Origin of the sequence: Ralstonia sp. 25mfcol4.1, assembly GCF_900104095.1 — a bacterium.
GTDB lineage: Bacteria > Pseudomonadota > Gammaproteobacteria > Burkholderiales > Burkholderiaceae > Cupriavidus.
Genome location: NZ_FNJO01000002.1, coordinates 145,932 through 160,632, shown reverse-complemented (window position 1 = coordinate 160,632; position 14,701 = coordinate 145,932). Strand labels below are relative to the sequence as shown.

Here is a 14,701-nt window from a genome sequence, read left to right as displayed (position 1 = left end):
AGCTTGGGCCGATGCGTGGCGATTCAAGTTCCATGGTTTTTCACGGCCGGATCGGTGGCGGCGGTACGGCCCGGGCAAAAAAAACGCCAGCCCGGAGGCTGGCGTCTTCATCGCGCAAGGTTCGGCGCAGGGTAATCAGCCCGGCACGTTGCCTTCCACGCCTTCGACGTAGAACTTCACGTTGTGCAGGAAGGCGTCGTCGGCCACGGCGCCGCCGGCAACCTGTTCCTTGCCGGCGTTGTCCTTGATCGGACCCTTCCAGATCGGCGCGCTGCCATCGACGATGCCCTTCTTGCGCTCTTCGACCAGCGCCTTGACGTCTTCCGGCACCACGGCGTTGAAGCCCTTCAGGTCGATCATGCCTTCCTTGAGGCCCCACCAGATGGTGCTGTTCTTCCACTGGTTGTTGAGCACGTCTTCCACCACCTTGTTGTAGTAGACGCCCCACGAGATCACCGATGCCGCCAGGTGCGCCTTCTCGCCGAACTTGCTCATGTCGCTGTCCCAGCCGAACGCGTACACGCCTTTTTCCTGCGCGGTCTGCACCACGGCGGCGGAGTCGGTGTTCTGCATCAGCATGTCCACGCCCTGGCCGATCAGCGTCGTGGCGGCTTCACGTTCCTTGCCCGGATCGAACCACTTGTTGACCCACACCACCTTGACCGTGGCCTTCGGGTTCACCGAGCGCGCGCCCAGCGTGAACGAATCGATGTTGCGGATCACCTCGGGAATCGGCACCGATGCCACCACGCCCATCTTGCCGGACTTGCTCATCTTGCCGGCCACCACGCCCGCCAGGTATGCGCCTTCATAGGTGCGCACGTCGTACTGGGCCAGGTTGTCGGCGGTCTTGAAGCCCGTGGCGTGCTCGAACTTCACGTCCGGGAATTCCTTGGCCACCTTCAGCATCGATTCCATGTAGCCGAACGTGGTGCCGAAGATCAGCTTGTTGCCCTGGCTGGCCAGGTCACGGAACACGCGCTCGGCGTCGGCGGCGGATTCGGGCACGTTCTCGACGTACGTGGTCTTGACCTTGTCGCCGAACTTGGCTTCCACGGCCTTGCGGCCCGTGTCGTGCGCGTACGTCCAGCCGGCGTCGCCCACCGGCCCGATGTAGACGAAGGCCACCTTCAGCGGTTCGCCGGTGGCAGCAGCGGGGGCGGATGCCGGCGCGGCAGTCTCGGCCGGCTTCTCGGCTTCCTTCTTGCCGCAGCCGGCCAGGGCCAGCACGGCGGTGGCGGCCAGGGCTGCCAGCGTGGTCCTGCGTGTCACGATCATTCGATCTCTCCTAGTAAGACGTCTTCTGTGATGTGGTTGTACTTCGGATACTGCTTTTTTTTTAAGACTTCGGTGATGCGGTACGGCGATGTCGGGGCAAGTTCAGGCATTACCCGGACGGAACGGCTTGCCCAGCGACGCGGGCATGTTCAGGCGAATCCAGGCCGGGTTGCGCGAAATCAAGGCCAGCACGACGATGGTGGCGGCGTAGGGCAGCATCGACAGGAACTGCGACGGCACCGATACCCCGATGCCCTGCAGGTAGAACTGCAGGATCGTCACGCCGCCGAACAGCCAGGCGCCCACCAGCACGCGGCCCGGCCGCCAGGTGGCGAAGGTGGTCAGCGCCAGCGCAATCCAGCCACGACCGGCCACGAGGTTTTCCACCCACATCGGCGTGTACACCAACGACAGGTAGGCCCCGGCCAGCCCGCAGCAGGCGCCGCCGAACAGCAGCGCGCCAAAGCGGATCCAGCGCACCGGATAGCCCAGCGCGTGCGCCGATTCTGGCGATTCGCCGATGGCGCGCAGCGTCAGGCCGGCGCGCGTGCGGAACAGGAACCACATGATGGCGAAGCACAGCAGCAGGCTGAAATACACCATCCAGTGATGCTGGAAGAATGCCGGGCCGATGAACGGAATGTCGGCCAGCCCCGGAACGGCACTGGCCTTGGCCGGCATGGCGTAGCCGACGAACCGCTGTGCGATGAACGCGGACAGGCCGGTGCCGAAGATCGACAGCGCCAGGCCGGTGGCCACCTGGTTGGTGGCCAGCACCAGCGCCAGCCACGAAAACAGCGTGGCCATCAGCATGCCGGCACCCGCGCCGGCAACGAAGCCGAGCAGCGGCGACTGGGTCTGATAGCCGACCATGAAGCCGAAGGCGGCCGCCACCAGCATCATGCCTTCGGCACCGAGGTTCAGCACGCCCGCGCGCTCGTTGACGAGCAGACCCAGCGCGGCCAGCAGCAGCGGGGTGCCGGCGTTGATCGCGGTGGCGATCAGGGGAGCAAGTTGTTCCATATTGTTGTCGGCTCCGGATCAGGCGGCACGCGCGCGCCAGCGCAGGTGGTTGTCGATCAATGTGTCGCAGGCCAGCAGGAAGAACAGCAGCATGCCCTGGAACACCCAGCCCAGCGCCGACGGCAGTCCCAGGCGCGACTGCGCCATTTCGCCGCCGATATAGAACAGCGACATCACGATGCCGCCGAATACGGCGCCCACCGGATGCAGCCGGCCGACGAAGGCCACGATGATCGCGGTAAAGCCATAGCCGGGCGAGATCGACGGCAGCAGCTGCCCGATCGGCCCGGTTACCTCGAACGCGCCGGCCAGGCCCGCGAAGGCGCCCGAGATCATCAGTGCCGTCCACAGCGCGCTGCGCGACGAGAATCCGGCGTAGCGCGCGGCCAGCGGCGCCGTGCCGCCCACCTGCAGGCGATAGCCGGCAAAGCTGCGGAACACGAACACGGTCATGATGGCCACCAGCACCAGCATCACGGCAAAGCCCATGTGCAGGCGCGAACCGGGCAGCAGGTTCGGCAGCAGGAACATCGACGAGAACACCTTCGATTGCGGGAAGTTCATGCCGTTGGGGTCTTTCAGCGGACCGTTGACTACCCACAGGAGCAACTGCTGGGCGATATAGGTCAGCATCAGCGACACCAGGATCTCGTTGGCGTTGAAGCGGTCCTTGAGCAGCGCGGTCAGCGATGCCCACAGCATGCCGCCGATGCAGCCGGCAATCGACGCCAGCACCAGCACGGCCGGGCCGCTCCAGGAGTTGCCGGGGGTGTCGAACCAGAGCACCGTGGCGCCGGCCAGGATGCCGCCGGCAATCAGCTGGCCATCGGCGCCGATATTCCAGACGTTGGCGCGGTAGCAGACCGAAAGCCCGAGCGCGCACAGCACCAGCGGCACGGTCTTCAGGAGCACCTCGCCAATCGCGCGCTTGTCCTTGAGCGGATCGACCAGGAATACCTTGAGGCCCGCCACGGGATCCTTGCCCAGCGCCAGGAACAGCAGCGCGCCGAACAGCAGCGTCAGCACCAGCGCGAACACGGGCGAGGCATAGGCCATCGGGCGCGACGGCACGCCGCGCGGGGCCAGCACAACGGGAGATAGCACTTTAGCCATGGCTCGGCACCTCCGCGTCGGCGTTGTCGTGCCGGCTGGCCGGCCCGCCTTCCCACAGCCCGCTCATCCACAGGCCCACCTGCTCGCGCGTGGCGATATCCACGGGAATCGACGGCGACAGCTGGCCCTTGGCGATCACGTGCAGGCGGTCGCAGATGGCGAACAGTTCGTCGAGTTCTTCGGATACCACCAGCACCGCGCAGCCGGCAGCCTTGAGCGACAGGATTTCGTTGTGGATCTGCGCGGCGGCGCCGACATCGACGCCCCACGTGGGCTGCGCCACGATCAGCACCTTCGGGCCGGCCTCGATCTCGCGGCCGACGATGAACTTCTGCAGGTTGCCGCCCGACAGGCTGCGGGCCAGTGCCGCAGGCCCGCTCGCCTTGACGCGGAAACGGCTGATGATGCTGGCGGCCAGGCCTTCGGCGGCCCTGGGCGACACCATGCCGCCCTGCACGTAGGGCGGCGTCTGATGCGACAGCCACACGTTCGACGCCAGGCTCATGCCCGGCACGGCGCCACGGCCGAGCCGTTCCTCTGGCACGAAGGCCAGCCCCGCTCGGCGGCGGCCGCGGGCATCGAGCCGGCCCACGGGTTTGCCGTCCAGTTCGATGGCCGCGCCGGCCGTGCGTGCATCCTCGCCGGACAGCGCAGCCAGCAGTTCCTGCTGGCCATTGCCCGACACACCGGCGATGCCGACGATCTCGCCGGCGTGCACGTCCAGTGCGATGTCTTGCAGTTCCGTGGCGAACTGGTGTGCGCGCGGCATCGACAGGTTGCGCACCGCCAGCTTCACCGCGCCGCGCTCGGCGGCCACCCGCGCTTCGCGCGGCGGTTCGCCACCGATCATCAGCCGCGACAGCTCGGCCGCGCTCTGCTGGCGCGGATCGCAATTGCCGGTTACACGGCCCATGCGCATCACGGTGGCGTGGTGGCAGAGGGCTCGGATTTCGTCCAGCTTGTGGCTGATATAGAGGATGCTGGTGCCTTCGGCCGCCAGCTGGCGCAGCGTGACAAACAGGGTTTCCACGGCCTGCGGCGTCAGCACCGAGGTGGGTTCGTCCAGGATCAGCAACTGCGGGTTGGCCAGCAGTGCGCGCACGATTTCCACGCGCTGGCGCTCGCCCACGGACAACGTATGCACGTGGCGTTGCGGCTCCAGCGGCAGACCATACCGCTCGGCCGTGGCGCGGATGCGTTCCGATAGCTGCTTCAGGTTGCCGGCATCGGCGGGCGACAGGCCCAGTGCGATGTTTTCGGCCACGGTCAGCGTGTCGAACAGCGAAAAATGCTGGAACACCATGGCGATGCCCAGGTTGCGGGCGTCGTGGGGGCTGGCGATGGAAACCGGCGCCCCGTTGAAGTGCATCTCGCCGGCGTCGGGACGTACCGCGCCGAAAATGATCTTCATCAGGGTTGACTTGCCTGCGCCGTTTTCGCCAAGGACGGCGTGGATCTCGCCCGGCGCGACGGTCAGGCTGACGTCGTCGTTGGCAGTCACGCCGGGATAGCGCTTGGTGATATGCGCAAGCGCCAGCCTGGAGGGGGATTGTGATGTCACTGAAGCGGCTCGAATTGTTGTGGCAGCAACGTTGTGGTTTTCAGGCACGTGACAACGGCTGTGCGTGGCGCAGCATCGCCGCGAGGCAGATCGTCATCATCATGATTGCGTGATGCCCGGAATTTGGAGTGGATTATATAAGTGCGTGGGGGCTGGGCGGACCACTTTGGCCCTCCAGCCATGCCCCACAACGGATACCGGGAGGTTGCAAGTCGCGTGCCGGCCACAGCCGCAAAGAAAAACCGCCGCGCTGCCGGTCAGGGCAGGGCGGCGGTCAGGGTTGACCCGCGTCAGTTGCGCGCGTCAGGCGGCGCTGGCAGGGATCGTCGCAAATCGGCCGTCTCGGAAATCGGCCAGGGTCTGGTAGATCTGGTCCTGCGTGTTCATCACGAACGGGCCGTACTGCGCGATGGGCTCGTTCAGCGGCTGGCCCGCGATCAGCAGGAAGCGGGTGTCCTCGTTCGCGACGACCACCACGCCGTCGGACGCCCCGGCGTTGTCCAGCACGCCCATGCGCTGGGCTTCCACCACTGCGTCGCCAATCGTCACAGCGCCACGATAGACGTAGACAAACGCGTTATGCCCGGCGGGCAGGGCCTGCGCGAACGACTGGCCAGCCGGCAGATGCACGTCCAGGTACAGCGGTTCGGTGACCGGGCGCGTCACGGCACCGGCCACGCCATGCGAGGCACCGGCCAGCACGCGTACCGTGCCACCTGACGGCAGTTCCACGGTGGGAATTGCCGCCGCCGGCATGTCGCGATACCAGGGCGTGGTCATCTTGTCCGCCGCCGGCAGGTTCAGCCAGAGCTGGAAGCCTTCCATCCGGCCGTCTTCCTGCTCAGGCAATTCGGAGTGCACCACGCCGGAACCGGCCACCATCCATTGCGCGCCGCCGTTTTCCAGCAGGCCCTCATGGCCGGCGCTGTCGCGGTGGCGCATGCGGCCGGCCAGCATGTAGGTGATGGTCTCGAAGCCGCGGTGCGGGTGATCGGGGAAGCCGCCGATATAGTCGTCCTTGTTGTCGGTGCCAAAGGCGTCGAGCATCAGGAACGGGTCCAGCCGGCGTTGCAGGTTCTGCGTCAGCACGCGGGTCAGCTTGACGCCGGCGCCGTCAGACGTGGCGATGCCGCGAACCACGCGATCCACGGCGCGCGAACGCTGCACGGTTTCCGTGGCGGTGGCCGGAACGGTGGCGATACGGGTGGTCATGTGAAATCTCCTGTTAAGACGGTGTGGAAGCCAGAGGCCTCTGGCCGTCGTGTCTACCCCCTCAATTTAAGGGTTTGGCGCGAAAGCGGTAGAGGGCGGGCAGGCAACAGATTGTTCTGCCGATGGAACGAGATGGCCTTGATCGATTGCATCAATGCAACGAAACCGGAGTGCGAAATTTCCCGCGGAACACCGTTATTTCGGAGATGGAAACGGTGAAGATGACAGGATGGCAGAAGTTGTGTAGAATAGCGGTCTCTTTGTCATCCGTTGCCAATAATTGCAGTGGTCGGGGCTGCACCCCGAACCCGGCAATCCGTTGTCTGGCAACGGCCGATTGACCGGCGGCGCCATACCGACACGACATCAGTCGGGCATCAATCGCCGCCACTGGCCAACCTTTTCACGGTTGCGCCGCTCCTGCGGGTTTGGGCTTCATGCCTGGACCCCATCAATCGGGTGTTTCGCTGGCCTCCGGGCTGGTGCCGCGCCCAAAAGTCCGTCCGCTGGCAATCGTGCCGGTCATGGCGGCAAGGCAATCTGAACCAGGGCCCCGGCGGGCACCCCCATCGACATTTCCGCCGGCCCTTTTGTTTTCCGCATCCGGGATGTGGTGATTCATGCATTTCGCATGGTTTGCCGCACCGGGGTTGGAGAGGGGAAATATGTCAAAACGAACCATCCGGGCGTTGGCCTGGGGGGGCGTCGTTGCCGCTGCGCTGGCCGGACTGGTCGCGTGGATCGGCGTTGACGTCATCCATCAGTACCAGGACCGCCTGTTCTATGACGTGGCCGACCATCTGCGCCTGGTGACGATCTCGATGGCACTGGCCCTGCTGACCGGCGTGCCGGCCGGCATCGCGCTGAGCCGCCCGTGCATGCGCCGCTGGGCCGACCGGCTCATGCAGGTGTTCAACGTCGGCAACACCGTGCCGTCGCTGGCGGTGCTGGCCCTGGCGCTGGCCGTGCTGGGCATCGGCGAGCGTCCGGCGATCCTGGCACTGTGGCTGGCCTCGCTGCTGCCGATCGTGCGCAACACCTACGAAGGGCTGCGCACGGTATCGCCCGCACTCAAGGAAGCCGCGCGGGGCATTGGCATGACGCCGTGCCAGCGCCTGGTGCGCGTGGAACTGCCCAACGCGCTGCCCGTGATCCTGGCCGGCGTGCGCATCAGCCTGGTGATCAACGTGGGCACCGTGCCGCTGTCGTTCCTGATCGGCGCGAACAGCCTGGGCGAACTGATTTTCCCGGGTATCTACCTGAACAACCAGCCGTTGCTGTTGCTGGGTGCCGCCGCTACCGCGCTGCTGGCCCTGGTGCTGGACGCGCTGTTTGCCGCCGCCGGCCAGATCTACCTGCGTCGTCGCGGACTGGCGCAGTGAGGAATCGTATGAAATTCAAATCCGTGAACCGTCTGATGGAGGGCCGCGTGTTCTGGCTGGCCGCCGCCATCGGCATCGCGCTGGCCGCGCTGCTGCTGACCACGGCCCCGGCGCGCGCGCAGGAAGGCGCGGGCCCGGTGCGGGTGGGCGGCAAGAACTTCACCGAGCAGCTGATCCTGTCGTCGATGACGACGCAGTACCTGAAGGCCAAGGGCATCGATACGACGCTGACCTCGGGGCTGGGCAGCACGCTGATGCGCCAGGCGCTGGAATCAGGCCAGCTCGACGTGGTGTGGGACTACACCGGCACCGCGCTGATCGTGTTCAACAAGGTCGAGGAAAAGCTCGACGGCCCGGAAAGCTACAAGCGCGTGAAGACGCTCGATGCCGCCAAGGGCCTGGTCTGGCTCGATGCCTCGCAGGTCAACAACACGTACGCATTCGCCATGCCGAAGGAGCGCGCCGGCGATATCCGCACGCTGTCGGCGTACGCCGCGAAGATGCGCGCCGAAGGCGAGGATACGAAGCATCCGCTGGCCGTGGACATGGAATTCGCCGCGCGCCCCGACGGCCTGGAGCCGCTGAAGGGTGTGTACAAGCTGCCGTTCACACGCAAGGACGTGATCCAGCTCGATCCGGGCCTGGTGTACACCGCGCTCAAGAACAACCAGGTGGACCTGGGCCTGGTCTACACGACCGACGGCCGCGTGAAGGGCTTCGACCTCGTGCTGCTGGAGGACGACCTGCATTACTTCCCGCCGTACAACGCGGCGCCCGTGGTCCGCCGCGCGGTGCTCGACGCGCATCCGCAACTGGGCGGCCTGCTCAACGCGCTGGCGGCAAAGCTCGACAACGCGGCGATGACCGACATGAACTACAAGGTCGACATCGACCAGCAGCCCGTGGACAAGGTGGCAGGCGACTTCCTGCGCAGCCACGGCCTGATCTGAGGAGCGCCGCATGGATCTGCTGACTTACCTTCACCATAGCTGGCCGACGCTGCTGCGGCTCACCGGCGAGCATCTCGCGCTGGTGGGCTCGGCGGTGGGCATGGCCATCGTCATCGGCGTGCCGCTGGGCATCCTGATCACCCGCCACCGTTTCCTGGCCACACCGTTGCTGGCGCTGGCCACCGTGGTGCTGACGCTGCCGTCGATCGCGCTGTTCGGGCTGATGATCCCGGTCTTCGCCCGCTTCGGCCACGCGCTCGGCTACGTGCCGGCCGTGACGGCGGTGTTCCTGTACTCGCTGCTGCCGATCATGCGCAACACGTACACCGCGCTGACCAATGTCGATGCCGGCATCCAGGAAGCGGGGCGCGGCATCGGCATGACCACCTGGCAGCGCATGCGCCTGGTGGACCTGCCGCTGGCCGTTCCGGTGATCCTGGGCGGCGTGCGCACGGCAGTGGTGATGAACATTGGCGTGGCCACCATTGCCGCCATCATCGGCGCCGGTGGCCTGGGCGTGCTGATCCTGCAGGCGATCAGCCAGAGCAACATGAGCAAGCTTGCCGTGGGTGCCGTTCTCGTGAGCCTGCTCGCCATCGTGGCCGACGTCGCGCTGCAAAGCCTGCAGCGTGCCCTGACACCGAAAGGAATCCGACAATGATCGAACTCGACAAACTCACCAAGGCCTTCCCGCAGAAGGACGGCGCCGAAGTGCGTGCCGTGAACGAGGTCAGCATGACCGTGCCGCGCGGCGAGATCTGCGTGTTCCTGGGGCCGTCCGGCTGCGGCAAGACGACCACGCTCAAGATGATCAACCGGCTGATCCAGCCGACGTCGGGCACCGTGCGCATCGACGGCGAGGACACCACCGGCATCGACGGCGTGACGCTGCGCCGCAAGATCGGCTACGTGATCCAGCAGATCGGCCTGTTTCCGAACATGACCATCGAAGAGAACATCATGGTCGTGCCGCGCCTGCTGGGCTGGAACAAGAAGCAATGCCGCGAACGTGCGCGCGAACTGATCCGCATGGTGCAGCTGGACCCGGACAAGATGCTCAGACGCTATCCGCGCGAGCTGTCGGGCGGGCAACAGCAGCGGATCGGCGTGATTCGCGCGCTGGCTGCCGACGCGCCCGTGCTGTTGATGGACGAGCCGTTCGGCGCGGTGGATCCGATCAACCGCGAGAGCATCCAGAACGAGTTCTTCCAGATGCAGCGCCAGCTGGGCAAGACCGTGATCATGGTGTCGCACGATATCGACGAGGCCATCAAGCTTGGCGACAAGGTGGCCGTGTTCCGCGCCGGCCGGCTGGTGCAGTTCGACCATCCCGACGCGCTGCTGGCGCATCCGGCCGACGACTTCGTGCAGGCCTTCGTGGGCCACGACAACACGCTCAAGCGCCTGCTGCTGGTGCGCGCCGGGGACGCGGCCACGCTGCCGCCAAGCTGCCGCCCCGACATGACGCTGGCCGAAGCTTTCGGTGTGATGGACGATGCCGACGTGCGCCACCTGCCCGTGGTGGACGACGCGCAGCGCGCGCTGGGCTACGTGACCCGCCGCGACGTGCGCAACGCGCTGGCCAAGGGCGGCAATTGCGCGGACGTGATGCGCCAGTTCACCACCACGGCCGCGTTCGACGAGCACCTGCGCATCGTGCTGTCGCGCATGTACCAGCACAACACAAGCTGGCTGCCGGTGATCGACGGGGACGGCGTCTACCTGGGCGAAGTCACGCAGGAATCGATTGCCGACTACCTGAGCTCGGGCCGCTCGCGCGGCACCGCGCCGGTGATCCAGCCGCCCGCCAGTTCGCCGGTGACGACCATCGGGCCGGCGCCGGTGCAGGCACCTGTGAAGGAACGTGCCGCGGCGTGAGAGGATAGCGCGCGCTGCACGACACCATGAAAAACGGCCGCAGACGCGGCCGTTTTTCATTAGGGCAGATACCGGGACATCAGGCGTGGCCCAGCTCGCCGTCCTTCAGGCGCCACACGTTCAGCGGATTGCCGTCCTTCAGCGCCTCCGGCAGCAGGGCGGCCGGGAAGTTCTGGTAGCAGACCGGCCGCAGGAAGCGGTCCAGCGCCGTGGTGCCCACCGACGTGGTGCGCGTGTCCGACGTAGCCGGGAACGGGCCGCCGTGGACCATCGCAAAGCACACTTCCACGCCGGTCGGGAAGCCGTTGAACAGGATACGGCCCACCTTGCGTTCCAGGGCCGGCAGCAGCTTGGCCGCAACGTCGTGGTCGCCGGCGTCGGCCTGGACCGTGGCGGTCAGCTGGCCTTCGAGGATGCGGGTGACATCCACCAGCGCGTCGGCGTCCTTGCAGACCACCAGCACGGTGGACGGGCCGAACACTTCGGCGTGCATGCGGTGGTCGGCCACGAACTTGTCGGCCGACGTTTCGAAGAACACCGGGCGAGCCTGGTTCGGGCCCGTGGCGTCAACGCCGCAGGCGGCGCGGGTCAGGCCCGAGATTTCCGACAGTTGCGCCACGCCACGCTCGAAGGCGGCGTGGATGCCCGGCGTCAGCATGGTGGCGGCCGGCTTGCCGGTCACCGCGCCGTGCGCCGTGGCGCGGAATTTCTCCAGCGCCGGGCCTTCGATGGCCAGCAGCAGGCCCGGGTTCGTGCAGAACTGGCCCACGCCCATCACCAGCGAATCGACCAGGTCACGGGCGATCTGCTCGCCACGGGCCGCCAGCGCCTCGGGCAGCAGGTACACCGGGTTGATGCTGCTCATTTCGGCGTAGACGGGGATCGGCACCGGGCGGCTGTTGGCCACGTTCATCAGTGCCAGCCCACCGGCGCGCGAGCCCGTGAAGCCTACGGCCTGGATGACCGGGTGTGCCACCAGCGCCGTGCCGATGGCGTTGCCCACGCCTTGCACCAGCGAGAACACGCCTTCGGGCAGGCCGGCATCGGCCACGGCCTTCTGGATCACGCGGCCCACCAGTTCCGACGTGCCCGGGTGTGCCGGGTGTGCCTTGGCGACGACCGGGCAGCCAGCGGCGAGCGCCGAGGCAGTGTCGCCACCGGCCACGGAGAAGGCCAGCGGGAAGTTGCTGGCGCCGAACACGGCCACCGGACCGACGGCGATGCGCTGCATGCGCAGGTCGGGGCGCGGCGGGGTGCGCTCGGGCAGGGCGCTGTCGAGCGTGGCGTCTTGCCAGCGGCCATCGCGCAGCACGCGTGCGAACAGGCGCAGCTGGCCGGCGGTGCGGCCGCGCTCGCCTTGCAGGCGCGCGATGGGCAGGGCGGTTTCCAGGTGCGCGCGCTGGATCAGTTCGTCGCCCAGGGCCTCCAGGCCGGCGGCGATCGATTCCAGGAAGGTGGCGCGCTGTTCGGGGGACGTGGCGCGATAGGTGTCGAACGCGGCTTCGGCCAGCGCGCAGGCCCGGTCCACATCGGCCGAGGTGCTGCCCTGGTAGGCGGGTTCGAGGCTTTCGCCCGTGGCCGGATTGATGCCGTAAAAGGTGGTTTCGGTGCCGCGAACGGCAGAGGCGCCGATCAGCATTTCGCCAGTCATCGTCATGATCTTGGGTCCTGCGGGAAATTGGGAAAGGACGGCCAGAACACCGTCACGCCAAGCAAAGGCAGCCACGGGTGGCTGTCATGAAATTGCTGCAGCAGTGCGTCTCGCCCCGGAATTATCGTCAAGATACTTGTCGTAAGACATCATATGACATCGCGGGGCGTCTCGCAACCGCATCGCCAGACCCGGAAACGGTCAGGCGATGCATGGGGCTCAGGCCGGCGATCCGGCTGCCGCCGACGCCTTGCGCAGGCGTTCGCGGCTGTTGGTCAGGTGCATGCGCATGGCCGCCTTGGCGGCTTCAGGATCACGCCGCTCGATCGCATCGAAAATGCTCTCGTGCTCGAAGTTCACGCGCTCCAGATATTGCTCGCGCTCGGGCTGGCTCACCTGGAGCCGGCTGCGGGGGATCACCATGGTGCCCAGGTGCCCCATGATGTCGGTGAAATAGCGGTTGCCGGTGGCGCGGGCGATCGACAGGTGAAATTCGAAATCCGAACCCACCGCGTCGCTGCCCTCGGCGGCGTTACGCTTCATGTCGTCCAGCGCGCGGCGCATGGCGCGCAACTGGTCGTCGCTACGGCGCGTGGCGGCCAGGCTGGCGGCTTCGGCTTCCAGGCTCACGCGGAATTCGAGCATGGCAAGCACGTCCATGGCCGTGACCATCGCCGAAGGATCGATGCGGAACGGCGAATGGGTCTCGATGGGGCGGTTCAGCACGAAGGTGCCGATGCCGTGGCGCGTTTCCACCAGGCCGCTGGCCTGCAGGCGCGACAGGGCTTCGCGTACCACGGTGCGGCTCACGCCGAGCGTGGCCATGATTTCGGATTCGGTCGGCAGCTTGTCGCCCGGCTTGAGCTGGCCTTGCTGGATGCTTTCGGTCAGGTTGCCGACTACTTCTTCAGCAAGCGTGCGGCCACGGCGGCGCAGGGGAGCGGGCGAAGTCATCGAAGCGTTGGACATGGGCGGGCAGGTGTTGGAACCATTGTGGGGATGACCCTGACGGCGGCACTGTTGACCGCGCAGGTACGCGCTCATTATACTGCGTCATAAGTCATACGACGACCGATAACGCACAGGAACTTGCAGCCATGGAATCGTTGTGGCAGCCGGACGGCGGGGTAGCATAGGTCGACTAATATATTAGCGTATGAGCAGCAGACAGCAGGGCGCACTTCCGCAAATGAAGGGGAGCGCGAACCCCACGGCCTAGACATCAGGACTCGGAGACCATCCACATGAACGCAACTTTCCAAGCCGCGGGCGCCTTGCCCGTCACGTCTGTCACGCCCGTCGTGACCGAACTGACCGTGGTGCCCGTCGCTGGCCACGACAGCATGCTGATGAATCTGTCGGGCGCGCATGGCCCTTACTTCACCCGCAATATCGTCATCCTGAAGGACAGCGCGGGCAACACCGGCGTGGGCGAAGTGCCCGGCGGCGAAAGCATCCGCCAGACGCTGGAAGACGCGCGTCCGCTGGTGGTGGGGCAGGGCATCGGCCAGTACCTGGCCATCCTGAACAAGGTGCGCGAACAGTTTGCCAGTCGCGATGCCGGTGGCCGCGGCCTGCAGACGTTCGACCTGCGCATCACCATCCACGCCGTCACCGCCCTGGAAGCCGCGCTGCTGGACCTGCTGGGCAAGCACCTGCAGGTGCCCGTGGCGGCGCTGCTGGGCGAAGGCCAGCAACGGGAAGCCGTGGAAATGCTGGGCTACCTGTTCTATGTGGGCGACCGCAAGAAGACCACGCTCGATTACCGCACCGAACCGGGCGCCGATAACGCGTGGTTCCGCGTCCGCAACGAAATGGCGATGGATGCCCAGGGCGTGGTGCGCCTGGCCGAAGCCGCCTATGAGCGATACGGCTTCAACGACTTCAAGCTCAAGGGCGGCGTGCTGAGCGGCGACGAGGAAATGGAAGCGATCATCGCCCTGCACGAGCGGTTCCCCAAGGCGCGCGTCACGCTGGACCCGAACGGCGGCTGGCTGCTGAAGGACGCGATCCGCCTGTGCCGCGACAAACACGGCATCCTGGCCTACGCCGAAGACCCGTGCGGCGCCGAGGACGGCTATTCGGGCCGCGAGATCATGGCCGAATTCCGCGCTGCCACAGGCTTGCCGACCGCCACCAACATGGTGGCCACCGACTGGCGCCAGATGGGCCATGCGGTGCGCCTGCAGTCGGTGGACATTCCGCTGGCCGACCCGCACTTCTGGACCATGCAGGGTTCGGTGCGCGTGGCCCAGATGTGCTCGGAATGGGGCCTGACCTGGGGCTCGCATTCGAACAACCACTTCGACATCTCGCTGGCGATGTTCACGCACGTGGCCGCCGCCGCGCCGGGCCGTGTCACGGCCATCGATACGCACTGGATCTGGCAGGACGGCGAACACCTGACGCGCAATCCGCTGAAGATCGAGGGCGGCCTGGTGCAGGTGCCGAAGACCCCGGGCCTGGGCGTGGAGCTGGACATGGACGCGCTGGCGCGCGCCAACCGCCTCTATCAGGAAAAAGGCCTGGGCGCGCGCGACGACGCCATCGCCATGCAGTTCCTGATCCCCAACTGGAAATTCAACAACAAGATGCCTTGCATGGTGCGCTGATCGCCGTATCGGCCGCACATTCAGAGAAGCCGCACAGCTTT

The 14,701-nt window shown here is 66.4% G+C and carries 12 protein-coding genes; 5 read left to right on the top strand and 7 right to left on the bottom strand.

Annotated elements, in window-relative coordinates; translation table 11 throughout:
- Positions 1 to 135: 135 nt before the first annotated feature.
- The 5 genes from BLQ58_RS03825 to BLQ58_RS03805 all read right to left on the bottom strand — a co-directional run bounded on the left by BLQ58_RS03825 (position 136) and on the right by BLQ58_RS03805 (position 6,187).
- Entirely contained in the window at positions 136 to 1,278 is a 1,143-nt protein-coding gene (locus BLQ58_RS03825; RefSeq protein WP_092594749.1) for a BMP family ABC transporter substrate-binding protein, read from the bottom strand.
- 102 nt (positions 1,279 to 1,380) lie between these two features.
- Positions 1,381 to 2,301 (bottom strand): ABC transporter permease, encoded by a 921-nt coding sequence (locus tag BLQ58_RS03820; protein WP_092594747.1) that lies wholly within the window; start codon positions 2,299 to 2,301, stop codon positions 1,381 to 1,383.
- 18 nt (positions 2,302 to 2,319) lie between these two features.
- Entirely contained in the window at positions 2,320 to 3,414 is a 1,095-nt protein-coding gene (locus tag BLQ58_RS03815) for an ABC transporter permease (RefSeq protein ID WP_092594745.1), read from the bottom strand.
- Positions 3,407 to 4,975, bottom strand: coding sequence for an ABC transporter ATP-binding protein (locus BLQ58_RS03810; RefSeq protein WP_092594743.1), 1,569 nt, complete (start codon positions 4,973 to 4,975; stop codon positions 3,407 to 3,409). Before BLQ58_RS03810 ends, BLQ58_RS03815 begins: the two co-directional genes overlap by 8 nt.
- 303 nt (positions 4,976 to 5,278) lie before the next feature.
- On the bottom strand, positions 5,279 to 6,187 hold the full coding sequence (locus BLQ58_RS03805) for a pirin family protein (protein ID WP_092594741.1): 909 nt from the start codon (positions 6,185 to 6,187) through the stop codon (positions 5,279 to 5,281).
- Between the two features lie 665 nt (positions 6,188 to 6,852).
- Between BLQ58_RS03805 and BLQ58_RS03800 the strand changes: the two genes are divergently transcribed.
- Genes BLQ58_RS03800 through BLQ58_RS03785 form a run of 4 tightly spaced genes read left to right on the top strand, consistent with a single transcriptional unit; the run spans position 6,853 to position 10,397 of the window.
- Positions 6,853 to 7,569, top strand: coding sequence for an ABC transporter permease (locus BLQ58_RS03800; protein WP_092594739.1), 717 nt, complete (start codon positions 6,853 to 6,855; stop codon positions 7,567 to 7,569).
- A gap of 35 nt (positions 7,570 to 7,604) precedes the next feature.
- Positions 7,605 to 8,519 carry a glycine betaine ABC transporter substrate-binding protein gene (locus tag BLQ58_RS03795; protein WP_254775816.1) on the top strand — a complete coding sequence of 305 codons (915 nt, stop codon included), beginning with the start codon at positions 7,605 to 7,607 and terminating at the stop codon, positions 8,517 to 8,519.
- Between the two features lie 10 nt (positions 8,520 to 8,529).
- Positions 8,530 to 9,180: an ABC transporter permease gene (locus BLQ58_RS03790; RefSeq protein ID WP_092594735.1), complete on the top strand. Its 651-nt coding sequence runs from the start codon at positions 8,530 to 8,532 to the stop codon at positions 9,178 to 9,180.
- A complete protein-coding gene (locus tag BLQ58_RS03785) occupies positions 9,177 to 10,397 on the top strand; it encodes an osmoprotectant ABC transporter ATP-binding protein OsmV (protein WP_092594733.1) in 1,221 nt (406 codons plus the stop codon). Before BLQ58_RS03790 ends, BLQ58_RS03785 begins: the two co-directional genes overlap by 4 nt.
- A 79-nt stretch (positions 10,398 to 10,476) precedes the next feature.
- Here BLQ58_RS03785 and BLQ58_RS03780 read toward each other — a convergent pair whose 3' ends face one another.
- Both BLQ58_RS03780 and BLQ58_RS03775 read right to left on the bottom strand, forming a co-directional pair.
- Positions 10,477 to 12,054, bottom strand: a complete 1,578-nt coding sequence (locus BLQ58_RS03780; protein ID WP_092594731.1) for an aldehyde dehydrogenase (NADP(+)) — start codon at positions 12,052 to 12,054, stop codon at positions 10,477 to 10,479.
- Between the two features lie 213 nt (positions 12,055 to 12,267).
- Complete coding sequence (locus tag BLQ58_RS03775; protein ID WP_092594729.1) at positions 12,268 to 13,017, bottom strand: FadR/GntR family transcriptional regulator; 750 nt, start codon at positions 13,015 to 13,017, stop codon at positions 12,268 to 12,270.
- A gap of 275 nt (positions 13,018 to 13,292) precedes the next feature.
- Here BLQ58_RS03775 and gudD point away from each other — a divergent pair, with 275 nt between their 5' ends.
- The gene (gene gudD, locus BLQ58_RS03770; protein ID WP_092594727.1) at positions 13,293 to 14,660 is read left to right on the top strand and encodes a glucarate dehydratase; all 1,368 of its coding nucleotides are present in this window, start codon (positions 13,293 to 13,295) and stop codon (positions 14,658 to 14,660) included.
- Positions 14,661 to 14,701 lie beyond the last annotated feature (41 nt).